Here is a 24,379-nt window from a genome sequence, read left to right as displayed (position 1 = left end):
CCCTACTCCTTCACCGCCCCACCCAACATCCCCTCGATGAACTTCCGCTGCAAGGCCACGTACACGACCACCACCGGCAGCGCGATCAGCACCGACGCCGCCGCCAGCAAGGTTGTGTCCGCGCTCTGCTGGCCCTGGAAGAAGGCCAGGCCCAGGGGGACCGTGCGCAGGGACTCGTCGCTGATCATGACCAGGGCCATCAGGAACTCGTTCCACGTCCACATGAACGTGATCACGATGAGCGTGGTGATGGCCGGGCGGCCCATCGGGACGAGGATGCGCCACAGCGTGGTCCACGACCCCGCGCCGTCGACGCGCGCCGCCTCGATGACCGAGTGGGCGCTGTTCCTGAAGTACGTCCGCATCCAGAACACGCTGAACGCGAGGGACTGCGCGGTCTGGGGCAGGATCAGCGCCCAGTAGGTGTCCGTGAGGTGGAAGTACCGCAGGTCGAAGTAGAGCGGGACGACCAGCGCCTCCTGGGGGAGCGTGAGGCCGAGGACGAACAGGTAGAAGAGCAGCGTCGAGCCGGGGAAGCGCATCGTGCCGAAGGCGTACGCGGCCAGGATGGACAGGATGGTGGCCGCCGTGACGACCGCCAGTGTGACCAGGATCGAGTTGCCGAGGTAGGTGCTGAAGTGGGCGCGCTGCCACGCCTGTTGGAAGTTGGACCAGTGGACGCTGTCCGGGAGGGTGAAGCCGCCGCCGACCGCGTCGGGTGAGGAGAAGGCGGTGGAGAGGATGCCGACCACCGGGGTCAGTGCCAGGGCCGCGAAGAGCGCCAGGATCGCGTACGTGGCGGTGCGTTCGATACGGGAGGTCATGCGCGGCGCCCTTCGACGAGACGGGAGACCGTGACGGTCAGGGCGAAGATGAGGACGGTGAGTGCCACGCCGATGGCGGCCGCCGAACCGACCTCGTTCAGCTCGAAGGCACGGTGGTACACCTCGTAGGCCGGTACGGAGGTGGCGTTGCCGGGGCCGCCGCCCGTGGTGATGTAGATCAGGTCGAAGTTGCGCAGGCCCGCGATGATCGTGAGGGTCAGGGCGACCGAGATCTCGCCCCGCAGGCCGGGCAGCGTCACCGCGAGGAACTCCCGCACCGCGCCCGCTCCGTCGAGCCGCGCCGCCTCGTACAGCTCGCGCGGAATGCGCTGCGCTCCCGCGAGGAAGAGGACCATGCACAGGCCGGTCATGACCCAGGTGCCGACGACACCCACGGCGGGCAGCGCCCATGTGTCGTCGCCCAGCCACGGGCGGGCCAGGCCGTCGAGGCCGACGCCCCGCAGCACGTCGTTGAGCAGGCCGTCCGGGGCCAGGATCGAGCGCCAGGCCACACCGACGACGACCATGGCAAGGACCTGCGGCAGGAACAGCACCGTACGGAAGAAGGTCAGGCCGCGGACCCGGATCCGGGACATCGTCGCCGCCAGCAGCAGGCCGATGGCCACCGGCAGCGCCGCGTAGAACAGCAGCAGTACCAGCGCGTGGCCGAAGGGGGCGCGCAGGGTCGGGTCCGTGAAGAGTGCCGAGTAGTTGTCCAGGCCTGCCGACGTGGCCCGGGTCAGCCCGTCCCAGTGGAGGAAGGACAGGCCCACTGCCTGGCCGAAGGGGTACAGGAGGAACAGGCCGTAGACCGCCAGCGCGGGCAGGACGTAGAGGTAGCCGATGGAGCGGGGTTCGCCGGGCGCCCGGCTCGATGTGTGCACACTCTTGGTCACGAGCCCGACGCTCCCGAACTGCCCTTGCCGTGCTGTTTGTTGATGAACGGGGCGTAGTCGGCCTGGAGTTTGCGGGCGAATTCCCGCGGCGAGGTCTTGCCCGCGATGAGGTCCTGCAGAGCCGCGGAGCTCGTGTCGTAGAACGTGGGCGTCGCGTAGTCCAGGTACGGCGCCAGGCCGTCCGCCGACGTCAACTGCCGCCAACCGGCCACCATTTGGCCGTCCGGTGACTTCGGGTCGAGGGCGTCCGCCGCCTTTCCGGGGACTGCCGGCAGCACCCCGTTCTCCGTCATCACGTCCGCCGCGTGCTCGCTGGTGATGAAGTCCAGGTAGGCGGCCGCGACATCGGGGTGCGCGGAGCGCGAGGTGACCGACCAGGCCAGGCCCTGGCCGCCGGTGGTGACCGGCTTGCCGCCCGCGGTGGGCGGGGGCGGGGGCATGACGCCGAGATCGTCGCCGAGCTTCTTCTTCAGATCGGCCAGCATCCATGTGCCGGTGATCGTGTACGCGCCCTGCCCGGCCATGAACTTCTTGTTGGCGTCGTCGTAGCCGAGCCCGTTGGCGTCCTTGGGGAGGTAGCCGCGGTCCAGCCAGTCGGTCAGCGTGGTGGCCGCCTTCGTCGTACGGGAGGTGTCGAAGCCCTCGCCGTCGCCGAGGACCGTGTCACGGGCCTGCTCGGCGCCCTGCTGGTCCTGGAGCATGCCGAAGGTGTGGATCGCGGGCCACTTGTCGAGGTTGCCGAACTGGATCGGGAGCTCCCCGGACTCCTTGAGCTTCTCGAGGCCGTCGATGAACTCGGCCCAGGTGCGCGGGGGTTGAACGCCCGCCTGCTTCAGGACCTTCTTGTTGTAATAGAGGCCCACGAACTCGCCGGTCTGCGAGATCCCGTAGAGGCGGCCGGTGCCGAAGCGGCGGGACGCGCCCGGCTCCGCCACGGAGACCCGGTTGAGGTTGAGGAGCGTGGTCGGGTAGCGGGTGTTCCACTCGTAGATGCCCGCGTAGTTGTCGAGCGGTGTGAGCAGGCCGGCCTCGACGAACGCCACCATGTCCGGGTAGCCCTGGTTGGCCTGGACGACATCGGGCGGGTTGTTGCCGGACAGGGCCAGCTTGAGCGTCGTCTTGAGGTCGTCGAAGCTCCGCGACACCCGCTTGATCGTGACGTTCGGGTACTTCCGCTGGAACTCCTTGTTGAGCTGCTCGATCTCGGCGTTGGTGCCGCCGCGGGTCTCCTGGTCCCACACGTGCAGCGTGACGTTCCCGGCCTTCGCGGGGTCGGGTATGCCGTTGCTGCCGCCCGGCGCGGTGTCACCGGTCACGGCGCCCGAACCGTCGGTGCCCGGTGTGCAGCTCGCGGCGCCGACGGCGAGGGCGGCCGCGAGCATCGACCGCCGCGTGAATCTTGAGCTCATGGTGATGTCTCCTACGCGGCGCGGAAGCCGAGGGTCGGTGTGGCGCGGCGGCGGGCCACCTCGTGCAGGCGGGCGGGGACGAGGTCGTGCAGGAAGCCGTAGCGGCCTGCCAGTTCGGAGGCGGCGGCGTCGCCGGCCTTGGCCCGCACGGTCAACTCGCCCCACCAGGCGGCCACTTCGACCCAGCCCGGCGCGGACAGTGAACCGCCGAAGTGCTGCACGGACAGGGCGGCCGTGAGGTTGGCGAAGGCCAGGCGGTCGGCGAGCGGCCACCCGGCGAGGGTGCCGGTCACGAACCCGGCCATGAACACGTCCCCGGCGCCGGTCGGATCGAGCGCCTCCACGCGCAGCCCCGGTACGTCGGCGTGCTCCCCGGTGAGCGAGTCGACGGCGACCGCGCCCTCGGGGCCCTTGGTGACCACGGCGATCGGCACGAGGTCGGCCAGCCTGGCCACCGCGTCCCGCGGGGTGTCGGTACGCGTGTAGTGCAGCGCCTCGGTGGCGTTGGGGAGGAAGGCGTGGGCGTACGGGAGTCCGGTCAGCGTCGCGGTGTCCCAGCGGCCCGACTCGTCCCAGCCCACATCCGCGAAGATCCGGGCACCCTGCTCGTGCGCCTGCCGCAACCAGGCGTCCTCACGGTCCGGTTCGAGCGAGGCCACACCGGCGCGGGCGCGCGGCACGGTGTGCTCCAGCGGGGGCGCCGGGTGCTCGTGCGTCACCATGGTGCGCTCGCCGTCGTACGCCATGGAGACCGTCAGCGGCGAGTGCCAGCCGGGGAGGCGCTGCGAGTGGGTGAGGTCGACGCGCTCGACGTCGGCGAGCGACTCCCAGCAGTAGTCGCCGTACAGGTCGGTGCCGAACGTCGCCGCCAGTGTGGTGCGCAGGCCCAGGCGGGCGAGCGCGGTGGCCATGTTGGCGATGCCGCCGGGGCTGGAGCCCATGCCGCGGGCCCAGTTCTCGGTGCCGATGCGCGGGGCTCCGTCGAGCCCGGTGAAGACCAGGTCCATGAAGACGGTTCCGGTGAGGAACACGTCGTGTTCGGGGTCGCCGGTGGCACGCACCTCAGCCAGCGGATCGATGCAGTCGCACACCGCCCTGCTCGGACTCACAGCGGTCCCCTCCCTGTTCGCAGACGTCGGCCGATTCAGCGCGACGATGATCGATACCATGCACTTCCGGCCAGGGAGTTGCAAGAAGTTGCTTATCTTTGCGCGGGCTCTCCCTCTGCGTATGACGTAGGGACGTCCGCCCTCCGGCCGCGTGGCGGGAGGGCGGACGCCCCTTCGGCGTGGAAGCGGTGTGCGCGCGGGCGGAGGAGGAGGCGCGGTCAGCGGACGACGCTCCCGGTGGTCGCGAACCGGGGCTCACCGCGCGGCAGTTCAGCGGTCGGCGTGGCCCGCAGCATGAGCGCGGCGGTGCCGGACAACAGCACGGTCACCCCCGCGTAGACGAAGACGAGAACGAACGCGGCACCCACGGACTTGTCCGTCCAGGCATCGACACCACTGTGGGGCGCCACGGCCCGCAAGCTCCTTCCCGTCCCCGGCAACAATCCACGCCCGCCGACTGCCGTGAAAAGTCCGCGAAGACGAGAGCGTGCGGCGGATGGCCTTCGTCCACGGGCCCGAGGGAACATCGTCTCGTTGGCCGAGCGCATCGAGACGCAAGGAGACTTCATGAGCACGAGCGTGACCGACGAGCAGATTCAGGCACTGGCCGCGACCGCGAAGCCCTACAGCCTGGCGCTCCTTCAGTGGGGACCGGAGCGGGCCATGGACGGCGCGGAAGCGATCGAACTCGAACACCAGCGACGCATGGTGTCGCTGCGCGCCGAGGGGGTGATCGCGATCCTGTGTCCGGTCGCCTCCGACACCGTGGCCGGCGCCGCGATCATGACCGTGCCGGCCGAGAAAGCCGCGGAGATCATGGCCGGGGACCCCTGCGTACGGGCCGGGATGATGCGCTGCGAGGTCCACCCGTGCCACGGCTTCCCCGGAGACGCCCTACCTGCCTGAACGGTCCCGACCATTCCCCCTGTACGGCGGTGCCGGCCGGCACCGCCGTACAGGGGGATGACGACAGGCCTAGCTCAGCGTCTTGAGCGCCGCCGCGTCGTACGGCTTCAGCTCGTCGACGCGCCCGGCGAGGACCTTCGCCGCCCACTGCGGGTCCTGGAGCAGGGCACGGCCGACCGCGACCATGTCGAACTCGTCACGCTCCAGGCTGTCGAGAAGGTCGTCGATGCCCTTGAGGGGCGAGCCCTCGCCCGCGAAGCCGCGCAGGAAGTCGCCGTCGAGACCGACGGAGCCGACGGTGATGGTCGGCTTGCCGGTGAGCTTCTTGGTCCAGCCCGCCAGGTTCAGGTCCGAGCCGTCGAACTCCGGGTGCCAGTAGCGGCGGGTGGAGGAGTGGAAGACGTCGACACCGGCCGCCGAGAGCGGGGCGAGGACGGCCTCAAGCTCCTCGGGGGTCTCGGCGAGCCGCGCGCGGTACGCCTCCTGCTTCCACTGCGAGTAGCGGAAGATGATCGGGAACTCGGCGGAGACCCGCTCGCGGATCGCGGCCACGACCTCGGCGGCGAACTTCGTACGGGCCACGGCGTCGCCACCGTAGGCGTCGTCACGGCGGTTGGTCCCCGCCCACAGGAACTGGTCCAGCAGATAGCCGTGCGCGCCGTGCACCTCGACACCGTCGAGACCGATCCGCTCCGCGTCGGCGGCGGCCTGCGCGAAGGCGCCGATGACATCGTCGAGGTCGGCCCGCGTCATCGCGCGACCCTCGCCCTCGGTGCCGTCCACGCGGATCCCGGAGGGGCCGACGGGCTCGGCGTCGGCGAAGGGCGGCTGTCCCGCCTTGCGCACCATGCCGATGTGCCACAGCTGCGGAACGATCGTGCCGCCCGCGGCGTGCACGTCCTCGGCGACCTTCGCCCAGCCGGCCAGCTGCTCCTCGCCGTGGAACCGCGGCACCCGGTCGCTGTCGCCGGCCGAGTCGTGGCCCACGTAGGTGCCCTCGGTGATGATCAGGCCGACGCCCGCGGCGGCCCGCCGCGCGTAGTACGAGCGCACATCCTCACCGGGGATGCCGTCCGGCGAGAACATGCGGGTCATCGGAGCCATCGCGATGCGGTTCGGCACCGTCAGGCCGTTCAGCGTGATGGGGCGGGAGAGTATCTCGGCGGCGCGGGACGTGGGGTCGGCCACGGGTGCTCCTCAAAAGTACGGGCATACGGGATTACGGACATAAGGGATATCGGTGCCGCTCGGCTGTGCAGCGCCGCACGACTCGGCTGTGCGGCGCCGCGCAACTCAGCTGTGCGGCGCTGCACAAACGGCGATCTTCGATGGCAACCGCGCCACCTCCCGCGCGCATTCCGCGAGCGGGCGGCACCGTGCTGTGATCCCGGCCACGGACGGCGGGCGGACCTGCCGATCAACCGTGTTGATCACTCCCGTACCGTGCTGCGACGCGGCCGGTCTCCCCCCTCCCGGCCTCGCAGAGGGAGTGAGAGCTGGTGCGTACGGTCGACACGAGTGTGGTTGTCGTCGGAGCGGGTCCCGCCGGGCTGACGCTCGGTGTGTTGTTGCGGCGGCGTGGGATCGACTGTGTGGTGGTCGACAAGTTCACGCGGGAGCAGTTGCTGGCGCGGTCGCGGGCCGGTTTCCTGGAACGGCGGACCGTGCAACTGCTCGACCGGCACGGCCTGTCCGCCCGGCTGCGCGCGGAAGGCCTCGCGCACAAGCGCTGCGAGATACACGCCGAGGGCGAGCGCGTCACCGTGGACTACGAGGAGTGGTGCGGCGACGCGCCCAGCTATGTCTACCCCCAACAGGACGTCGTGGCCGACCTGTTGGACGCGTACGTGGGCGAGGGCGGCACCCTGCTGCTCGGCACCCCGGTCACCGATGTCGTACCGGACGCGGCGCCACGGGTCGTGTGCGCCGACGGCACCGTGATCCGCGCGGACCTCGTCGCCGGCGCCGACGGGTGGCACGGGCCGACCCGCGCGGCGCTGCCGGACGAGGCCTTCACCCGGTACGACGTCCCGCACGACGCACGCCTCCTCGGTGCGCTCGTCGAGGCACCGCCGTCCGCCGGGCACACCGTGTACGCCCAGCACCCCGACGGCTTCGCGGGACACATGCTGCGCTCCCGCGACGTCACGCGCATGTACCTCCAGATACCCGCCGGTGACACCCTCGATCACTGGCCGGACGAACGGATCTGGAAGGAACTGCACACGCGGCTCGACCTGCCGGACTGGACGCTGAACGAAGGTCCCGTCCTGGACCGGGCCATCGTGGACATGCACACCAAGGTCGTGGAACCCATGCACCACGGGCGGGTGGTGCTGCTCGGCGACGCCGCGCACATCGTGCCGCCCTCAGGGGGCAAGGGCATGAACCTCGCGATGGCCGACGCCGCCGATCTCGCCTCGGCCCTTCCGGGCCACTTCGCGGGTGAGGAGCCCCTGGCGGCGGTGCTGGCCGCGTACTCCCGGCGGCGCCTGGCCGACGTGTGGCAGGTGCAGGAGTTCAGCCACACCATGCTGGAACTCCTGCACGCCGACGAGCCCGGCACCCCGCACGCCGCCTACCGCGACCGGTTGCGGCGGGCGCGGTGGCAGCGGCTGCGAGACGACCCCGCGTACGTACGGTCCTTCGCGGAGCAGTACATGGGTCCATCGCTCACGGAGTAGCCGGGGCTGTCGGTGTCCCGCGGTCGGAGCCGCGGCTGCCCCGACCGGATTACTGCTGGCCCGCGAAGCGCGGACGCTCCAGTTCTCCGAAGGAGTCCGGGGCCGCACCCGTGAGGCGGTCCGGGGCGAAGTCGGCGAGGAGCGGGTCCCGTTCGCCGGTCAGCAGCTCGTGCGCCGCGAGGCGTCCGAGCAGCGGGCCGAGCGTGATGCCGCTGTGCGTCGCCAGCGCGTAGACCCTGCCGTCCGGGCGCAGCCGGCCCGCGACCGTGAGGCCGTCTGCGGGGAGGGCCCGTTGGCCCACCCGCAACGATTCGAGGCGTGTGCCGCGCGTGCCGTGCAGCAAGTCCGCGAGCCGGTCGAGGAGTTGGGTGGCGTGTGGACCGTCGACCGGCGGGGGCGCGGCCGGGTCGGCGTCCTTGTCCAGGTCGAGTCCCTGGACGACGAGGCGGCCGCCGCCGTCCGGGCGGACGTTGAGGCGTGGCGTGGTGAGCACCGCGTCGAGGCGCGTCGCCGTCGGGGAGGTGTAGCCGAGGAGGCCGACCGTGGCCGAGCCGGGCTCGGTGGCGTCCGCCATGGGCAGTGACACCCCGGTCAGCGCCGCCGTCCGCTCGCTCCACCGCCCGGTCGCGCTGACGACCAGGTCGAAGGTCTCGCTGGTGCCGTCGGCCAGTTCGACCCGCACGTCACAGGCGCGCTCGTCGATGCCGGTCACGTCGGCCGGGCAGCGCAGCTCGACGCCGTGGTCGCGGGCCTCGCCCCACAGGCGGGCGACGAGCGGGTGCGGCAGGACGTGGCCCTCCTCCGGGAAGTACGCGATGCGCCGCACCTCGTCGGGGACGCGCAGGTCGGGCACGAGCTCGCGGGCCCGGTCCGGCTTCAGCCACCGCCAGGGGTAGCCGCGGCCCTCCAGGACTTCGAGGGCGTCCGCGAGGCGTGCGTCGCCCACGTCGTCGGCCGCCCACTCCAGGTTCCCGGACGGAAAGAACCAGTCCGGCGCCGGGCCGCCCGCCTCCCGCAGCGCGTGATGCTCGGCGACACCCGCCATGTTCAGCTCGTGGTACGAAGTCGGGTTCTTGGCATGGGAGTTGACCCAGGCGAACGTGGTGCCGGTCGTCCCGGCGGCGAATCCCGTGCGCTCGTAGAGGGTGACAGCGGCGCCGCGCAGGGCGAGGACGCGGGCGGTCGCGGTGCCGAGGACTCCGGCGCCGATGACGGCGATGCGGGGGGTGGGTGCGGTCATGCGGAGGTGCTGCCTTCCGGTGAGGGGGCGGGGACGGGGGAGGACTGGGCGGGCACGGAGGCCGTCGGACGGCCCGAGGCGAGGGCGCAGCCGAGCAGGACGACGGTGGAGGCGGCGATGCCGTACACCGCGTACGGCACGACGGTGTCGGCGAGTTGGGCCGCGCCGCAGCCCGCGAGCCCCGCGAGCATCGCGGCGAGCGCGGCTGAAGGTGTCAGCCGGAACCGGCGGCGCAGCGCGTAGCCGAGGAAGAGCGGTGCGGCGAGCGCGGCGGCCGAGTACGCGTAGGTGGCGACGAGCCACGTGAGCGCGGTCGGGAAGGAAATGGCGAGCACGGCGGCGATCGCGGTGACCGCGACCGTACAGAGCCGGGAGAGTGTCACCATGCGGCGGTCGGTGCGCCGCCCGCCCACGACGCTGCTGTACAGGTCGCGCACCAGGCTGGTGACGACCGACTGCAACGCGCTGCCCGAGGTCGAGACGATGGTGGCCACGAGGAACGCGCCGTAGGTGACCAGGAGGAGTGGCGGAAGCTGAGTGATCAGCCAGCCCGCCGCCTCCTCGGGGTTGCTCAGGCCGGGGTGCTGGGCGCGGACGGAGAGGCCGATGGCGGCCGCGTAGACACCGCCGACGAGGATGGTGAGCCCGCTGAGGACGATGCCGCGGCGGGCGTCGGAGACGTTCTTGGTGGCGAAGATGCGCTGGTAGTAGAGCTGGTTGGTGAGAGTGCCGGGCAGGATCGCGGCCACCCACAGCCACACCTGGTCACCACCGGCGGCGAACAGGCCGGACGGCTGCCACAGCCGCTCGGGTACGTGTGTCGTGATGCCGCTCCAGCCGCCCGCGAGATGGACGGCGTAGGCGGCGACCACGAGCGACATCACGATCTTGAAGATACCGAAGACGAAGTCCGTCCAGGCCACCGATGTCAGCCCGCCGGGCAGCACGAACAGCAGCGAACCGGCGGCGATGACGGCGATCAGCAGACTCGGCGAGAGCCCGGTCAGCTGCCCGAACAGCTGGGAGAACGCGACGAATTGGGTGGCCAGCCAGCCGAAGGGGACGACCAGGGCGCACACCCCGGCGAGCGCGACGACGACCCGGCTGCGCCCGAACAGTCGGGTGACGACATCGGGGACGGTGCCGAAGCCCTGGTCCCGCAGCCAGCGCGCGGTCAGGGCGAGCCCGAAGAAGCCCAGCACGACGCAGAGTTCGTACGCGAAGACCGACCAGCCGGAGGCGTACGCGATGCCGACGTGGGCGATCAGTACGCCGCCGCCCGCCGCGGTCGCGAACTGGGTGATGACGACGACGATGAGGGGCAGCGACTCCGGCGCGGAGAGCCAGTCGGCGGAGTTTTTCGCGCGGCGGCCGAAGTACACCGAGAGCAGTGCCCCGGCGGCGATGATGACAAGGCCCGCGACGACGATCGCGGCTATTTGAGCGGTGGAGTGGTGCGGCAAGGGGTCACGCTCCATGGGGAGGGCAGGGGGAAGCCAGGAGGGTGTGCGGTGCCGTGCGGGTGGGGGAGCGGTGGGTGTGTCAGCCGGTGAAGCGCGCCGGGTCGAGGAACGAGATGTCGTACGGCGACTTCCCGTCCGTGACCAGGGATGCGGCGATCTCCCCGAAGACCGGGGCGAGTTTGAAGCCGTGGCCGGAGAACCCGGTGAGGAGCGTGGCGTCGCGGGCGCCGGGCAGCGGGCCGACCAGGGCGTGGTCGTCGGAGCTGAACGCCTCGGCGTACACACCGATCCGTACGGGGTGCGGGACGAGGCCGGGCAGCAGCCGGGTCACGGCGGCGGACGCGGCCTGCGCGAACTCGGTGTCAGCGCTGCGGGGCAGGTCTTCGGGGGCGCCCGTGGCGTGCCAGGGCAGGTGGTGCGGCACGATTTTGACGGCGGTTCCGTCGAGCACGGGGAAGCAGGAGAAGCCCGCCTCGTGGTGGCGCCTGATGGCGATCGGCAGCCGGTCGGGCCGGTGGGCGGCGACGTCCTTGGCGGCGAACCATGCGGCCGTGATGCGCCGTCCCTGAAGTGGCAGTCCCGCGAGCCGTGCGAAGGAGCCGGACCAGGGGCCGGGGCTCAGCACCACGTGATCGACGTCGTACGTGCCCTGTCGCGTGCGGACGTGCCAGCCGCCGCCGGGGCGTTCGTCGAGCCCGTCCACCCGGTGGTAGGGCAGCAGTTGAGCGCCGAGCTCCTGGGCCCGGGTGAGTGCGGCCTGCACGGCGGGCTCGGGGCGGAGCACTCCGGCACCCGGGTCGAGGACGGCGATCTCGTCGTCGTCGAGCCGGTGCTGTGGGAAGCGCCGCGCGGCCTCGGTGGCGTTCAACACCTCGATATCCAGGCCGTGTTCGGCGGCACTGCCCCGAACGGCGCGCAGATCGGGGTGGTCGGGCGGGCCGAGTGTGAGCCCGCCGCAGAGGGTGAGCAGTTCGCGGTCGGCCTCGCTTTCGAGTCGGCGCCACAGTTCGTACGAGCGGCGCAGCAGCGGAACGTAGGAGGCGCCCTCCTTGTAAGCGGTGCGGAAGATCCGGGACTCGCCGGCCGATGCGCCGCGGTCGTGGCCGAGGGCGTACGCGTCGAGGGCGAGCACCTCGGCACCTCGGGCGGCGAGGTGCCAGGCCGTCATGGCGCCGATGACACCGGTGCCGACGACGGCGACGCGCGGCGGGGAAGTGGGCATGAGGGTTCCTTCCAGCGGTCACGAGAAGGGTTCAGGAGCCGCCCGGCGCCTCCGGCACTTCAGGCTGAGGTACCTCCGGCACCTCAAGGACCGACTGCTCGACGAAGAACTCGGTGAGGCCCGGGCGCATGATGTGCCACATCGCCTCCGCGAGGCCGCCGTCGGTGAGCCGTGTGAGACGCCGCAGCCGCAGGACGGCCTCGCCGGGCGGGGTCTCCAGCAGGGCCGCGGTCGTCTCGTCGAGGACCTGGGCCTCGACGTACATCCGTGAAGTGCTGACGGGGATGCCGGTGCGGTGGAAGTAGTGCAGGACGGTCAGCTGTTCCAGGTCCTCGCTCAGCAGGTGCGGGGCGAGGGAGAAGGGCACGGCGGACAGTTCGACGGCGAGCGGTTCGCCGTCCTCGCTGTACTTGACGCGCCGCAGTTCGTTGACGGGTTCGGTGTCGGACACTCCTGGCAGGGCGACGCCGGCGTCACCCGCCGGAACGACCTTGGCGGACTGGACGATGTGCGGACCCGGCACCTCGGGCCCGGTCTGCCGCACGTCGGTGAAGCGCAGCAGATTCTCCTGGCGGGCCCCTTCGGCGACGAACGTGCCGCGCCGCCGGTAGCGGACCACGAGTCCCGCCTGGGCGAGTTCGTGCAGGGTGCGCTGCGCGGTGGCGCGACTCACCCCGTACTCCTCGCGCAGCTCGGCCTCCGTCGGTACGCGGGCGCCGGGCTGCCATTCACCCGAGGTGATCCGGGCCTCGATGTCTGCCCGGATCAGTTGGTACTTGGGGATGCCCATTGATTTGATCCAACCATTCGCCAATTGACCGGTCAATAGTGCGGAGCAAGGTGATCTCCGCCACCGGCCATTGTCGGGGGCGTGCGGTCGGCGCGTGGTGCGAGAAGCTGGAGGCATGGAATTCCTCTGCTACCACCGGGACCGCAAAGGCTCCCTGACGTTGCGTCACCAAATGGTGCAGGAGCACTGGTCGTACATGGACCGGTTCGCGAAGGAGATGATCGCCCGCGGGCCGACGTTCGCCGACGACGGCGAGACGCTCACCGGGAGCGTGCACATTGTTGACCTGCCGGACGCCGCGGCGGCCCGTGCGTTCGCCTTCGACGAGCCGGGCTACCAGGCGGGCGCCTACCGGGACGTGCTGCTGCGGCGCTGGCGCAATGTGCTGGGGCGCACCATGTGGGACTTCCCCGGCGGCCGGACCGGGGGCAACCGATACCTCGTGCTCGGTCTCGGCGCGGAACCTGCCGCCGACCTCGACGTGCCTGCCGACGACCCGGACCCGTCCGTCGACCGGGACCGACTGGTCGCCTACGGGCCGCTGTTGTCCGACGACGGCGCCGTCTGGCTGGGTACGGCGGTGCTGCTGCGCGCGCCCGACGCGGACGCGGCCCGCGCCGTCCTGAACCCGGGCCGGTACGCCGACATCGAGGTGCACAACTGGGAGTTCGGTGGGCGGCAGTGATCGCGGTCTTCCGCCGCGTCGATCTCAGGAGCTAAAGTCGCGGCGCGTACCGGGGGCGGCCCCCTGAGGAGACCGAGAAAGGCGACGCCCGTGTCCGCACCGAACCTCGTCCTCATCTGTGTCGACCAATGGCGCGGCGACTGCCTCTCCGCGGCGGGACACCCCCACGTACGCACCCCGCACCTGGACCAACTCGCGGCCTCCGGAACGCATTTCACGTCCGCCTACTCCGCGACCCCCACATGCGTCCCGGCCCGCGCCGCCCTGTTCACCGGCCAGTCCCAGGAACGCCACGGCCGCGTCGGATACGTCGAGGGGGTGCCGTTCGAGACCGCCCACCCGGTCACCCTCGCGGGCGAGCTGCGGCGCGGCGGATACCAGACGCAGGCCATCGGCAAGATGCACGTGTGGCCCGAACGGGCCCGCGCCGGGTTCGACGACGTCGTCCTGCACGACGGGTTCCTGCACTACGCGCGCCGCGAGGGGGGCCGCAACTTCGCCTTCTTCGACGACTACGTGCCGTGGCTGCGCCGCCAGCCGGGCGTGAGTCCCGACGCCGAGTACAGCGACCACGGGGCGGGCTGCAACTCCGTCGTCGCCCGTCCCTGGGACAGGGCGGAACATCTGCACCCGACGAACTGGGTCGCCACGCAGACCACCGAGTGGCTCTATCGCCGCGACCCCTCTCGGCCGTTCTTCCTCTACCTGTCCTTCCACCGGCCGCACCCGCCGTACGACCCGCCTGCCTGGGCCTTCGAGGAATATCTTCAACTACCGCCGTACGAGCCCGTGGTGGGTGACTGGGCGGATGACTTCGCCGGGCACCGCAAGGACGGCGACCACGAAGCCTTCGCGGGGAGCATGGACGCCCGGACGCTGCACCGCGCGCGGGCCGGCTATTACGGGCACATGGCCCACATCGACCTCCAGATCCACCGGATCCGTATGGCCCTGGAGGACTTCGGCCTGCGCGACGACACGGTCATCGCGTTCACCTCGGACCACGGCGAGATGCTCGGCGAACACCACCTGTTCCGCAAGGGCTTCGGCTACGAGGGCGCGGCCCGCGTCCCCCTGCTCTTCGGTGGACTGCCCGACGGGTACGCGGCCGGGAACGTCGCCGACGAAGTGGTCGAGCTGCGTGACATCATGCCGACTCTGCTCGACCTGGCCGGGCTGCCCGTCCCCGACACCTGCGACGGACGCAGCCTCGTGCCGCTGCTGCGCGGCGAACAGCCGGACGCCTGGCGGCCGTTGCTGCACGGCGAGCACGTGCTCCTCGGGCAGTCCCTGCAGTGGGTGACCGACGGCCGCACCAAGTTCCTGTGGATGTCGGGCGACGGCCACGAGCACCTCTTCGACCTCGCCGCCGACCCGCACGAACAGCACAACCTGGTGGACGATCCGGCGGCGGAGGACCTGCTGCACACCTGGCGCGGACACCTGATCCAGGCGCTGGCCGGGCGGGAGGAAGGCTTCGTCGAGGACGGCCGACTCGTCATCGGGCGTCCTGTGGTGGCCGTCCTGCGTCACGCCCGTGAGCGCATCGAGGCAGCCCGGTAGCCGCGGGGCTCCGCCCCGGACCCCGCTGCTCAATCGCCGCAGGGGCTTGAGAATTCAAGCCGTGCCCCGCACCTGACGCGGTGACGCGCCGAGTTCCCTGCGGCAGGTCTTGTTGAACGCCTGGAGGTCCGGGATGCCGACCGTGGCCGCGACCGCGGTGATCGCGAGCGTGGAGGACTGCAGCAGGTGCCGGGCGCGCTCCATCCGGCGACGGCGGATCCAGGCCACCACGGTGTCTCCCGTGTCGGCGCGGAACAGCCGGGTCAGATGGCCGGGGGAGACACCCGCCGCGGCGGCGATCCCCGGCACCGTCAGCGCCGTCGCGAGGGACCGCTCGATGTGTTCCATCGCCGCCGCGAGGGCCGGGTGGGGGTGACCGGTCCGCTCGGGCGTGCCCAGGTGGGTGGTGTGCCACAGCACCGTCCACACCTCGGCGGAGGCCCGCGCCCGCGCCAGCGGCATGGCCGCCACGGCGCTCCCGAGCAGTGTGCCGAGCAGTGCCGCCTGCGCGCCGGCGTCCTGCATCACCGGTACCCGGCGCAGCCCCTGCGGATCCCGGCCCGGCAGCCGGAAGTGCGCGTACAGGTGCTCGCTGCGCCGCGACGCGTAACGGAAGTGGGCCTCGGTGTCCGGCCGGATCAGGCTGATGTGTCCCGGCCGGATCGGATGGCGGTGGCCGTCGACCGTCAGCTCGCCCGCGTAGCTGTAGAGGTGCAGCTGCCACAGGTCGGGCAGCCGGAAGGACTCGCTCAGCGCCTGCCCGCCGTGCACGCCGACGCCCGCGCTGACCACCTCGGGCGGCTGGTCCAACGGCAACGCGACGCTCTCGGTCATGCCGGGAAATTACCAGTAGAGGCCCGATACAGCCCACGACGAACGGCCGCCGGCTGCCTACCTTTGCCTCATGCCAACCAGTGAGCAGCTGCTGAGCTCCGTACAGATGGCGCGCTTCGTCGCCCACGGTTCGCTCCGCCTCGACGCGGTCGTCCCGAAGGAATTGAACGACCAGGCCATCGACGTGTTCGAGGCCGGGATTCCGGCCGCACCGTACGGCACCCCCGTCCCGAAGGCCTACCCGGACGGCTCCTTCGCCCGCCGGCTCCTCGAACTGCCCGCAGTGGCAGGTGCGGTGAAGAGTCTGGTGGGTCCGGACCCGACCGTCGACCATCACGCCGTGCATGTGCGCGAGGCCAGGGACGGCACCGCCCAGCCCTTGCACGGAGACGCCATCATCGATGTGCGCCCGGACGCCTTCGACGTCCAACTCATGTACTACCCGCAGGACGTGACGCTCGACATGGGTGGCACGCTGAGCGTCCCGGGCAGCCATCTGCGGCACACCAACGAGACCGACACCGGCCGCTACCAGAACCTGCGCGGCCAGAACCGGCTGACCTGCCCGGCCGGCACCGTCCTGCTGATGCACCACGGCATCTGGCACGGCGGACGCCGCAACGACAGTGACATCCGGCGCTACATGTTCAAGATCCGGTTCAATCCGACCGTGCCGCAGGTGCGCCTGTGGGACACCGCCGACCTCGACGACCCGGCCGTCGGCGACGAGCTCCGCCACGTCTTCCCTTGGTACGAGCCCGCCACAGGCCGCCTGGAGATCCACAACCGGATCCGGCTGTGGCGCGCGCTGACCGGCGACGACAGCTTCGACCTCGACCACTGGGTGACCCGGGTCTCCAACCGCCCCACCATCGGGGACCGTCCCACCATCGGGAGCCACGCATGAGACAGCAGGTACTCGTCCTCTACCTCGCCAACTCGGCGCTCGACGCGAAGGTGGTCGGCTGGGCCCGCTACGACGGCACCGGGACCACCGACCACACCACGGGCGACAGCGACGACCCGCCGTACGAGACGGGCCTCGAAGCCCTCCTCGACGGCTGGCGCCTCTTCCAGGCCGCGCAACTGCTCCCGCCGCATCCGGGCCACGAGTACGACACGTCGTACCTGAAGCACGAGTTCTTCTTCGAGAAGCTCCAGCCGACTCCCTGAGGCCGGCTACGAGTTGGGTGATTCCTGTCCCGGTTCGCGCGGGGGAGGAGTCACCGTCTCGCCCTGGATGACCTGGGGCGGCGTCCGGGGCTGGTCGTGCGCCGGGTCCTCCTGCTCCTTCAGGGCCTTCGCCTCGGCCTTGAGGATGCGCGCCGACTTGCCCGCGCTGCGGGTCAGTTCCGGCAGCTTCTTCACGCCGATCACGACGGCGATCACGATCAGGACGATGGCGATCTCGCTGAGTCCGAACATGGTCAGTCCTCGCCGCCCTCGTCGTCGCCTTCGTCCTCGTCCTCGCCCTCGAAGAAGTCCCCGACCTCGTCGACGACTTCGGCGGCCACCATGCCGCCGACCACACCGACCGCGAGCCCGGCGGCGCCGACTGCCACGGCCGTGCCCACGCCGGGCCCGGAGCGGTGTCCGCCCTCGTGCCCGCCACCGTGCCCGTACGAGGCGTGGGTGTCGTAGGCCGAGTGGTGCTCGACCAACTGCCGTACCCAACCGTCGACGACCGCGTTCCAGTCCAGGCGTCCGGCCTCGTCGTGCGTCACGGTGAAGCGGGTGAGGGCGTCGTGGCCGCCGGAGAAGGGGCCGCCGCGCTTGTCGGCCTCCAGGACCACCTCCGCGCCGCCCGGCGTGGCGAGGAAGGTCAGCTCGATCTCCTTGACGGCGTGCGCGTACTGCGGGGACGGCGCCAGCTCGATCTCCTGGTAGAAGGGGAGCTGCTGGCCGGTGCCGCCGATGTGCCCGTACTCCAGGTCCGCGGACGTGAAGCCGAAGCCGAGCTGCCCGAACGCCTCGAGGATCGCCTCCTGTACGGGGAGCGGTCCGACGGTGAGCTGGTCCAGGTCGCCCTTGTCCTTGGCGCCGGCGACCGAGAGTTCGGTGCGCACGCCGAGCGCGATGCCGAGCTGCTGCCCGTACAGCTCGGTGATCGGCGTCTCCCACGGCAGCGTCACCGTGAACGGCACGCTGTGCTCGGCGCCCGCGACGAGCCGGAAGCCGCCGCCGACCACGAGCCGGTCGAACACCACGGTGCCGTGGCCCTCACCGGCCGCATCTTCGGAAGTCTCCGCCTCGACCCGGGCGACGAGCTCCAGAGTGATGTGCTCGATCTCGAAGTCGCCGCTGCCGCCCTTGAGATGGACCCGGCCGGAGACGGTGCCGCCGGGGGCGGTGGTCCAGTCGGGCAGGACCGTGTCGACGGTGGGCCCGCCCACGCCGAGCGAGCCGAGCAGTCGTTTGAACACCATCGAGGCGTGAACTCCCTTGTGAGCGTAGGAGATGTTCTACAGGCGTGTAGAAGTATATCCGTGGGGCGGAACTTTCCCGGACCTTCGCCAGTTTCTACAGTGCTGTAGAAGTATGGGCGGTAGAAGTATGGGCGCGCGAACAGCGCGGCACGAAATCACAATCCGAGGAGAACCCGTGGCCCTGTGGGACCGCATCAAGGATTCCGCGTCGACGATGCAGACGCAGTTGGTGGCGAAGAAGAACGACCTGAAGTCCGGGGCCTTCCGGGATGCCTCCATGGCGATGTGCGCGCTGGTGGCCGCGGCCGACGGCACCATCGACGCCTCGGAGCGCCGCCGCGTCGCGCAGCTCATCATGAGCAATGAGGTGCTGCAGAACTTCGACGCCACGGACCTCCAGAAGCGCTTCGAGGCGAACCTCGACAAGCTGACGGCCGACTTCGACTTCGGCAAGGTCAGCGTGTTGCAGGAGGTCGCCAAGGCGAAGAAGAAGGAGGCCGAGGCGCGCGCCGTGATCCAGATCGGCATCGTCATCGGCGGCGCGGACGGTGACTTCGACCAGACCGAGCGGGGCGTCGTGCGCGAGGCGTGCCAGATGCTCGGCCTGGCACCGACCGAGTTCGACCTCTAGCCGACTCGGGTTGATGCGCCGGTCAGAGCGGGGTCGCCGCGTGCAGCGTGGCCGCCAGGGTGAGCGCGGAGTTGGCGGACGACATGGCGGAGGCCGCCGTGCCGAATCCCGCCGTCCACGTGGCGAGCCCCACGGACGTGAACGCCGAGGCCCGGTCCTGCTCGCTGGGCGGCGGCGCGAGCAGCGCGGCGACCCGGCGGGGCAGCGGGCCGGGAGCGGCGAACGCCGCGAAGAGCGGTTCGCGCGTCCCGCCCGCGGACAGGGCCGCCTTGCCGATGGCGCGGGCGACCACCTTGCGGTCGCCCACCCGCGCGGCGGCCTCCTCGTCGGCCCACCGCTCGGCCGTGTACGCGACGGCCGAACTCAGCGGGCGCAGAAACGGGTTGGCGCGGGCGGCGAGGCGCACGGTCAGCAGCAGTCGGTGGTGCCGGGCCGTCAGATGGGCCCGCTCGTGGGCGAACAGGGCCCGCCGCTCCGCGGGCGCGAGCCGGTCGAGCAGTGCGGCGCTGACGACGATCCGGCCGCGGCCGCCGTCGGGCAGCGCGTAGGCGTACGCCTGAGGGTCGGGCAGCACCGCGACCTGTGTGGCGGGCAGTCCGGCGAGCGCGGCGTGGGCGCGTCGGCGCAGTGTGAAGTGGCGCCAGAGCGTGCGGGCGCAGGCGGCGACGACGGTGAGCAGCGCCGGGATGGCCGCCTTGCCCGCGATCTCGTCCTGCGGCACGGCGGCCCGCACCTCCGGATCCGACCAGCCGTCCGGCAGCGGGTTGCCCGGCAGCTGCGCGGTGCCGACCACCATCAGCAGGGCGAGGCACACCGTGCTGCACACCGCCATCACGGCGGCCACGCAGGTCAGGAGCCGGGTCGCGGTGCGCGGATGCAGCCGGTGCGCGGCGAGCCGGGCCACCGGCCATGCCGTCAGCGGCAGCACCAGCGGCAGGAAGACGAAGATGCCCACGGCTCAGTCCGTGCCTTCCTCGTCGCCCGCCGCCGTCCCCTCGTCCCCGGTGGTCCCCTCCGCGCGCCGCAGCAGATCCCGCAGCAGTCGCTCGTCGCCCTCGGGCAGCGAGGTGACGAAGCTGGCCAGGACGGCCTCCCGGTCCGCCTCGGCGTCCAGTACCTTGCGCATCTTGAACGCGGCGAGCCCGGCCTCGTCGGCCACGGGTGTCCACACGAACGAGCGTCCCTCGCGCCGCCGGGTGACCGCGTCCTTGGCCTGGAGCCGCGCCAGGATCGTCACCACGGTGGTGTACGCGAGGTCGCCGCCCATCCGGTCGCGCACCCATCCGGCGCTCACCGGATCCTCGGCCGTGCGCAGCGCGGCCAGGACCTGTGCCTCCAGCTCGCCCTGGGCGCGTCGTGGGGTCCTGTGGCGGGACGTCGTCACCGGCTCCTCCTGGTGGCTGGGTGTGGGGGCCAGTTCATCATCCCTGTTCGCCCCCGAGGGCCCGATGGGAGGTGCGGTGGCGCCGCGTACGGGCCCGAAGGAGAGTGGTCGGGAACGACGGCGCCGGGCCGGGCGTTGCCGTAGTGAAGGCAAAGAGAAAGCAAAATGCGAAGGAGTAGCCGGTTGTCCGCCAGACCGACGGACCCAGCGGGGCACAGTCCCCGACCACCCCGCCCCTTGATCGGTGAGCACGGCACGCGGCGAGGTGGTGGCGCATGCTGAGTGCCGTGCTCGGCCTCCTCGCGGTCCTCGTGCTGACCGCAGGGACCGGCTATTTCGTGGCCCAGGAATTCGCGTACGTCGCGGCGGACCGGCTCACGCTCGCCCGTGACGCCGAGGCGGGCGACAAGAGAGCGGCCAAGGCCCTCAAGGTCCTCGAGCGGCTGTCCTTCATGCTGTCCGGCGCCCAGCTCGGCATCACGGTCACCGGCCTGGTCGTCGGCTTCCTCGCCGAACCGTCCGTGTCGACCCTGCTGCGCCCGGCCCTGGACGGCATCGGCATCCCGGACGCCGCGGTGACCGGTATCTCGGTGGTCCTGGCGTTCGTCGTGGCCACGGTCGTCCAGATGGTGCTGGGCGAGCTGGCCCCCAAGAACCTCGCCCTCGCCGTCCCCGAACGCCTGGCCAAGTCCCTCGCCGGGTCCACGCTCGGCTACCTGAAGGTCGTCGGCCCCGTCGTGCACCTCTTCGACAGCGCCGCGAACAAACTGCTGCGCAAGGTCGGCATCGAACCCGTCGAGGAGCTGCACCACGGCGCCACCCTGGAGGAACTCAGCCATCTCATCGGCGAGTCCCATCAGCAGGGCGAGCTGCCCCGCGAGACCGCCACCCTCCTCGACCACGCCCTGGAGTTCAACGAGCGGACCCTGGACCAGGTGATGGTGCCGCGCGCCGACGCGATCTTCGTCCGCAAGGAGGCCACGGCCGCCGACGCGATCGAGCTGATCGCCAAGCACGGCCACTCGAACTACCCGGTCATGGGCGACCACCCCGACGACGTCACCGGCGTCCTCGGCGTGCGCGAACTGATGCGGCTCCAGCAGTCCGCGTACGCGAGCACCTCGGCCGGGACCGCGGCCCGCCGCCCGCTCCTGCTGCCGGACACGCTTCAGCTCCCCGCCGCCGTCGACCGGATGCGGGAGGCCGACGACGAGTTCGCGGTCGTCCTCGACGAGCACGGTGGCGTCGCCGGTGTCGTCACGTACGAGGACATCGCCGAGGAGCTGGTCGGTGACATCGCGGACGAGACCGACCGCGAGACACAGCTGGCGGTCCAGGACCCGGAAGGTACCGGCTGGGTGATCGACGCGGGCCGCAGGATCGACGAGATCGCCGAGGCCACGGGCGTCGAGCTGCCCGAGGAGGAGGGCTACGACACCGTGGCCGGCCTGATCGTGGACCGGCTCGGCCGCTTCCCGGCGATCGGAGACCGGATCACGATCGGCCTGGGCGGCGACGGCGAGCACGCCGTCATCGACGTCCGCACCCTCGACCGCCACGTGCCGGAGCTCGTCCACCTGACCCGCGAACCCGCCACCGCCGACATCGAGGAGGAGCCGCGCTCATGAGCTTCCCCATGGCCCTCTTCATCACGGTCCTGCTGCTGATCGGCAGCGGATTCTTCGTCGCCGCCGAGTTCGCGCTGGTCGCCGCCAAGCGGCACCGCATGGAGCAGGCGGTCGCGTCCGGCGCCAGCGGCGCCAAGGCGGCGCTCGCCGGTATGCGCGAGCTGTCGTTGATGCTCGCCGGCGCCCAACTTGGCATCACCATCTGCACGTTGGGCCTGGGCTCGATCTCCAAGCCCGCGATCTCGCACGAGCTGGACCCGCTGCTGCACAGCTGGGGCCTGCCCAGCGGTCTCAGCTACGGTGTCTCCTTCGCCTTCGCGATGCTCGTCGTGGTGTTCCTGCACATGGTCGTCGGTGAGATGGCGCCCAAGTCCTGGGCGATCGCCCACCCCGAGCGCTCGGCGATGCTCCTCGCACCGCCGTTCCGCGCCGTGGTCAAGGCGGTCCGCCCGCTGATCTGGGTCCTCAACAAGGTCAGCAACGCACTGGTGCGGATGTGCCGGGTCACCCCGCGCGACGAACTCGCCGAGGTCCACAACCGGGAGCAACTCACGCACCTCGTCGTGGAGTCCGAGCGGCTCGGCCTGATCAGCAAGGACGACTCGGAGCTGATCACCAGCTCGCTGGTCGAACCGCTCACCCCCGTCGGCGACCTCCAGACGCCCGCCGCACGGATCACCTCAGTACCGGCGGACGCGGACCTCGACGCGATCCTCGCCACGGCGACGGCGCGCGACCGCAGCCGCCTCCTCGTGCGCGCGGGGGACCGGATCGTCGGCTCCGTGCACGCCCGCGACGCGCTGATCGCCCGCAGCCGGGGGCGTGCCACCACCGCGGGCGAACTGGCCCGCCCGGTACCGGAGTTGCTGGCAGGCGACACGGTCGGCCAGGCCATCGAGCAGCTCCGTCACCGCCGGGCCTCGCTCGCTGTCGTCCGCGACGACACCGGCCGGCTGACCGGCCTCGTCGCCCTCGACGACCTGCTGGCCCGGCTCACCCACCCGCAGGCGGCCGCCTGAGCGTGCTCGGGGAAGGTGCCGTCAGCCGAGCGACTCCCGGAAGGGGGCGTGGTGCTCCTTGACCCCACCACCGCAGTGGGGGCTACCCGGCTCCCGGTAGGGATCGCAACTCCGTTGATTCAGCGGCATGTTGAAGCAGACAGCACACGCAGCCTTCGGTCAACTCCACCTTCGGCGCTCAACCGTCGTCGGCGGGACTGCGTCCCCCATGCCGGGGAACACGTACAGCGACATTCGACAGCGTGTCGAAACGTCGACGTGTCGGATCAAGGAGGCAAACAGGTATGGAGATCTCCGGCATCTTCACCGCGATCGTCATCGGCGTCGTGATCGGCGTGCTGGGCAGGCTGGCCATTCCGGGCCGGCAACGCATCGGCATCCTGTGGACGCTCCTGGTCGGCATCGCCGCGGCACTCGTCGGGACCGCCCTCGCAGGCGCCTTCGACGTCGCCGAGACGAACGGCATCGACTGGATCGAACTCGCCATGCAGATCGGACTCGCCGCGGTCGGTGTCGCGGGCGTGGAGAGGCTCAAGGGGCGGCGCTGAACGGTTGGCGCCACCGGGGTTCATTCAGGTTGCACCCGGACACCGGTCAACGCACCGCGCTGGCCCAGGTGTTCGGGTGCGTCCGTGCCGTGTTCAACGACGCGGGTGCACAAGGACGGGCCCAAGCCCTCGACGTACGGGAAGGGAGCGCCGGTAGGACCAGGGGTCGGGAGCAACCTCCGTAAACGGCAACGAAGTTGATCGTCCGCGCCTAGGTTGGTGATCGCCCCGATTCGTACTGTTCGAAGGAGCCTGCCGTCATGCCCGACTCCGCGCCCCGCGACCCCGCCGCCGACCCGCTGCGGACGGACGTCTCCCACTCCGCCCGGATCTGGAACTACTGGCTGGGCGGCAAGGACCACTACGAGGTCGACGCCGAGGTCGGCGGGCAGATCCTGTCCTTCGTGCCGGAGCTGCCCCGTTCGGCCGTCGCCGACCGGCGCTTCCTGGCCCGCGCGGTGCGTTACCTGGCCGGGAAGGCCGGAATCCGGCAGTTCCTGGACATCGGCACCGGCCTGCCCGTCGCGAACAACACCCACGAGGTCGCGCAAGGCGTCGACCCGACCTGCCGGATCGTCTACGTCGACAAGGACCCGGTCGTCCTCCACCACGCCCACGCCCTGCTCACCAGCGCGCCCGAGGGCGCCACGGACTACATCGAGGCGGACGCCCGGGACCCGGAGGCGGTCCTGCGGGGCGCCGCGGCCACCCTGGACCTCGAGCAACCGATCGCGATCACCATGCTCGGCGTCCTGAACTTCGTCATGGACACCGACGAGGCGGTCGACATCGTGCGCCGGCTCCTCGACGGCGTCCCGCCCGGCAGCCACCTCGTCGTCTCGCATCCCACCACCGAGGTCGACGGCGAGGCCATGACGGCGGCGGTCGACCACTGGAACAGCCAGGGCTCGGCGCCCATGACACTGCGCGACCGCGAGGACCTCGCGCGCATCTTCAGCGGCGTCGAACTGCTCCCTCCGGGCATCGTCTCCTGCTCCCGATGGCGCCCCGAGCCGGGAAGCGAGGACGTCGAGGTCACCCACTTCGCGGGTGTCGGCGTCAAGCGCCGCTGAAGCGTTTCTCGATACTCTACGAAGGTATGGCGCCACGCCGTCGGC

Annotated in this window: 27 protein-coding genes; 12 read left to right on the top strand and 15 right to left on the bottom strand. The window is 71.1% G+C overall.

What is annotated here, in order from left to right; translation table 11 throughout:
* Window positions 1-2 precede the first annotated feature (2 nt).
* From ACIRHA_RS17530 to ACIRHA_RS17510, 5 genes are all read right to left on the bottom strand, one after another.
* Complete coding sequence (locus tag ACIRHA_RS17530; RefSeq protein WP_403846066.1) at window positions 3-824, bottom strand: carbohydrate ABC transporter permease; 822 nt, start codon at window positions 822-824, stop codon at window positions 3-5.
* The gene (locus ACIRHA_RS17525; protein ID WP_403846063.1) at window positions 821-1,720 is read right to left on the bottom strand and encodes a carbohydrate ABC transporter permease; all 900 of its coding nucleotides are present in this window, start codon (window positions 1,718-1,720) and stop codon (window positions 821-823) included. Before ACIRHA_RS17525 ends, ACIRHA_RS17530 begins: the two co-directional genes overlap by 4 nt.
* Window positions 1,717-3,129 carry an extracellular solute-binding protein gene (locus tag ACIRHA_RS17520; RefSeq protein ID WP_403846060.1) on the bottom strand — a complete coding sequence of 471 codons (1,413 nt, stop codon included), beginning with the start codon at window positions 3,127-3,129 and terminating at the stop codon, window positions 1,717-1,719. Before ACIRHA_RS17520 ends, ACIRHA_RS17525 begins: the two co-directional genes overlap by 4 nt.
* Before the next feature lie 11 nt (window positions 3,130-3,140).
* Window positions 3,141-4,298 (bottom strand): carbohydrate kinase family protein, encoded by a 1,158-nt coding sequence (locus ACIRHA_RS17515; RefSeq protein WP_403846057.1) that lies wholly within the window; start codon window positions 4,296-4,298, stop codon window positions 3,141-3,143.
* 158 nt (window positions 4,299-4,456) lie between these two features.
* On the bottom strand, window positions 4,457-4,648 hold the full coding sequence (locus tag ACIRHA_RS17510; RefSeq protein ID WP_403846054.1) for a hypothetical protein: 192 nt from the start codon (window positions 4,646-4,648) through the stop codon (window positions 4,457-4,459).
* A 157-nt stretch (window positions 4,649-4,805) separates the two neighbouring features.
* Here ACIRHA_RS17510 and ACIRHA_RS17505 point away from each other — a divergent pair, with 157 nt between their 5' ends.
* On the top strand, window positions 4,806-5,144 hold the full coding sequence (locus tag ACIRHA_RS17505; RefSeq protein ID WP_403846051.1) for a hypothetical protein: 339 nt from the start codon (window positions 4,806-4,808) through the stop codon (window positions 5,142-5,144).
* A gap of 69 nt (window positions 5,145-5,213) precedes the next feature.
* Here ACIRHA_RS17505 and ACIRHA_RS17500 read toward each other — a convergent pair whose 3' ends face one another.
* Window positions 5,214-6,332 carry an NADH:flavin oxidoreductase gene (locus ACIRHA_RS17500; RefSeq protein ID WP_403846048.1) on the bottom strand — a complete coding sequence of 373 codons (1,119 nt, stop codon included), beginning with the start codon at window positions 6,330-6,332 and terminating at the stop codon, window positions 5,214-5,216.
* Window positions 6,333-6,643: 311 nt separating this feature from the next.
* Here ACIRHA_RS17500 and ACIRHA_RS17495 point away from each other — a divergent pair, with 311 nt between their 5' ends.
* Complete coding sequence (locus tag ACIRHA_RS17495; RefSeq protein ID WP_403846045.1) at window positions 6,644-7,828, top strand: 4-hydroxybenzoate 3-monooxygenase; 1,185 nt, start codon at window positions 6,644-6,646, stop codon at window positions 7,826-7,828.
* 49 nt (window positions 7,829-7,877) lie between these two features.
* Here the strand turns inward: ACIRHA_RS17495 and ACIRHA_RS17490 are convergent, their stop codons facing one another.
* From ACIRHA_RS17490 to ACIRHA_RS17475, 4 genes are all read right to left on the bottom strand, one after another.
* A complete protein-coding gene (locus ACIRHA_RS17490) occupies window positions 7,878-9,068 on the bottom strand; it encodes an NAD(P)/FAD-dependent oxidoreductase (protein WP_403846043.1) in 1,191 nt (396 codons plus the stop codon).
* Window positions 9,065-10,531 (bottom strand): sodium:solute symporter family protein, encoded by a 1,467-nt coding sequence (locus tag ACIRHA_RS17485; protein WP_403846041.1) that lies wholly within the window; start codon window positions 10,529-10,531, stop codon window positions 9,065-9,067. Before ACIRHA_RS17485 ends, ACIRHA_RS17490 begins: the two co-directional genes overlap by 4 nt.
* 79 nt (window positions 10,532-10,610) lie before the next feature.
* A complete protein-coding gene (gene solA, locus ACIRHA_RS17480) occupies window positions 10,611-11,753 on the bottom strand; it encodes an N-methyl-L-tryptophan oxidase (RefSeq protein ID WP_403846038.1) in 1,143 nt (380 codons plus the stop codon).
* Between the two features lie 31 nt (window positions 11,754-11,784).
* The gene (locus tag ACIRHA_RS17475; RefSeq protein WP_403846036.1) at window positions 11,785-12,543 is read right to left on the bottom strand and encodes a GntR family transcriptional regulator; all 759 of its coding nucleotides are present in this window, start codon (window positions 12,541-12,543) and stop codon (window positions 11,785-11,787) included.
* Between the two features lie 115 nt (window positions 12,544-12,658).
* Here ACIRHA_RS17475 and ACIRHA_RS17470 point away from each other — a divergent pair, with 115 nt between their 5' ends.
* Together ACIRHA_RS17470 and ACIRHA_RS17465 are read left to right on the top strand one after the other, a co-directional pair.
* Entirely contained in the window at window positions 12,659-13,228 is a 570-nt protein-coding gene (locus ACIRHA_RS17470) for a YciI family protein (RefSeq protein ID WP_403846033.1), read from the top strand.
* Between the two features lie 90 nt (window positions 13,229-13,318).
* A complete protein-coding gene (locus tag ACIRHA_RS17465; RefSeq protein WP_403846030.1) occupies window positions 13,319-14,791 on the top strand; it encodes an arylsulfatase in 1,473 nt (490 codons plus the stop codon).
* 54 nt (window positions 14,792-14,845) lie between these two features.
* Here ACIRHA_RS17465 and ACIRHA_RS17460 read toward each other — a convergent pair whose 3' ends face one another.
* Window positions 14,846-15,625, bottom strand: a complete 780-nt coding sequence (locus ACIRHA_RS17460; RefSeq protein ID WP_403846028.1) for a helix-turn-helix domain-containing protein — start codon at window positions 15,623-15,625, stop codon at window positions 14,846-14,848.
* A gap of 70 nt (window positions 15,626-15,695) precedes the next feature.
* On the opposite strand from ACIRHA_RS17460, the gene ACIRHA_RS17455 reads away from it, so the two are divergent.
* Window positions 15,696-16,532 carry a phytanoyl-CoA dioxygenase family protein gene (locus ACIRHA_RS17455; RefSeq protein ID WP_403846025.1) on the top strand — a complete coding sequence of 279 codons (837 nt, stop codon included), beginning with the start codon at window positions 15,696-15,698 and terminating at the stop codon, window positions 16,530-16,532.
* The gene (locus tag ACIRHA_RS17450; RefSeq protein ID WP_403846022.1) at window positions 16,529-16,798 is read left to right on the top strand and encodes a hypothetical protein; all 270 of its coding nucleotides are present in this window, start codon (window positions 16,529-16,531) and stop codon (window positions 16,796-16,798) included. Before ACIRHA_RS17455 ends, ACIRHA_RS17450 begins: the two co-directional genes overlap by 4 nt.
* Window positions 16,799-16,804: 6 nt before the next feature.
* On the opposite strand, the gene ACIRHA_RS17445 is transcribed toward ACIRHA_RS17450, so the two are convergent.
* Complete coding sequence (locus tag ACIRHA_RS17445) at window positions 16,805-17,050, bottom strand: twin-arginine translocase TatA/TatE family subunit (RefSeq protein WP_403846020.1); 246 nt, start codon at window positions 17,048-17,050, stop codon at window positions 16,805-16,807.
* Between the two features lie 2 nt (window positions 17,051-17,052).
* A complete protein-coding gene (locus ACIRHA_RS17440; protein ID WP_403846017.1) occupies window positions 17,053-18,051 on the bottom strand; it encodes a sporulation protein in 999 nt (332 codons plus the stop codon).
* Between the two features lie 175 nt (window positions 18,052-18,226).
* On the opposite strand from ACIRHA_RS17440, the gene ACIRHA_RS17435 reads away from it, so the two are divergent.
* Complete coding sequence (locus ACIRHA_RS17435) at window positions 18,227-18,682, top strand: tellurite resistance TerB family protein (protein WP_403846015.1); 456 nt, start codon at window positions 18,227-18,229, stop codon at window positions 18,680-18,682.
* Between the two features lie 22 nt (window positions 18,683-18,704).
* Here ACIRHA_RS17435 and ACIRHA_RS17430 read toward each other — a convergent pair whose 3' ends face one another.
* Both ACIRHA_RS17430 and ACIRHA_RS17425 read right to left on the bottom strand, forming a co-directional pair.
* Window positions 18,705-19,637, bottom strand: a complete 933-nt coding sequence (locus ACIRHA_RS17430) for a M56 family metallopeptidase (protein ID WP_403846012.1) — start codon at window positions 19,635-19,637, stop codon at window positions 18,705-18,707.
* Window positions 19,638-19,640: 3 nt separating this feature from the next.
* Window positions 19,641-20,066: a BlaI/MecI/CopY family transcriptional regulator gene (locus ACIRHA_RS17425; protein ID WP_403846009.1), complete on the bottom strand. Its 426-nt coding sequence runs from the start codon at window positions 20,064-20,066 to the stop codon at window positions 19,641-19,643.
* A 278-nt stretch (window positions 20,067-20,344) separates the two neighbouring features.
* Between ACIRHA_RS17425 and ACIRHA_RS17420 the strand changes: the two genes are divergently transcribed.
* From ACIRHA_RS17420 to ACIRHA_RS17400, 5 genes are all read left to right on the top strand, one after another.
* Window positions 20,345-21,694, top strand: a complete 1,350-nt coding sequence (locus ACIRHA_RS17420) for a hemolysin family protein (protein ID WP_403846521.1) — start codon at window positions 20,345-20,347, stop codon at window positions 21,692-21,694.
* Window positions 21,691-22,713, top strand: a complete 1,023-nt coding sequence (locus ACIRHA_RS17415) for a hemolysin family protein (RefSeq protein ID WP_403846006.1) — start codon at window positions 21,691-21,693, stop codon at window positions 22,711-22,713. Before ACIRHA_RS17420 ends, ACIRHA_RS17415 begins: the two co-directional genes overlap by 4 nt.
* 284 nt (window positions 22,714-22,997) lie before the next feature.
* A complete protein-coding gene (locus ACIRHA_RS17410; protein WP_403846003.1) occupies window positions 22,998-23,261 on the top strand; it encodes a GlsB/YeaQ/YmgE family stress response membrane protein in 264 nt (87 codons plus the stop codon).
* A 29-nt stretch (window positions 23,262-23,290) separates the two neighbouring features.
* A complete protein-coding gene (locus ACIRHA_RS17405; protein WP_403846001.1) occupies window positions 23,291-23,446 on the top strand; it encodes a helix-turn-helix domain-containing protein in 156 nt (51 codons plus the stop codon).
* A gap of 75 nt (window positions 23,447-23,521) precedes the next feature.
* Complete coding sequence (locus ACIRHA_RS17400) at window positions 23,522-24,334, top strand: SAM-dependent methyltransferase (RefSeq protein WP_403845999.1); 813 nt, start codon at window positions 23,522-23,524, stop codon at window positions 24,332-24,334.
* Window positions 24,335-24,379 lie beyond the last annotated feature (45 nt).

The sequence above is a fragment of the Streptomyces sp. NPDC102360 genome, from assembly GCF_044766085.1.
Lineage (GTDB): Bacteria > Actinomycetota > Actinomycetes > Streptomycetales > Streptomycetaceae > Streptomyces.
This window is presented reverse-complemented; position numbering and strand designations above follow the sequence as displayed.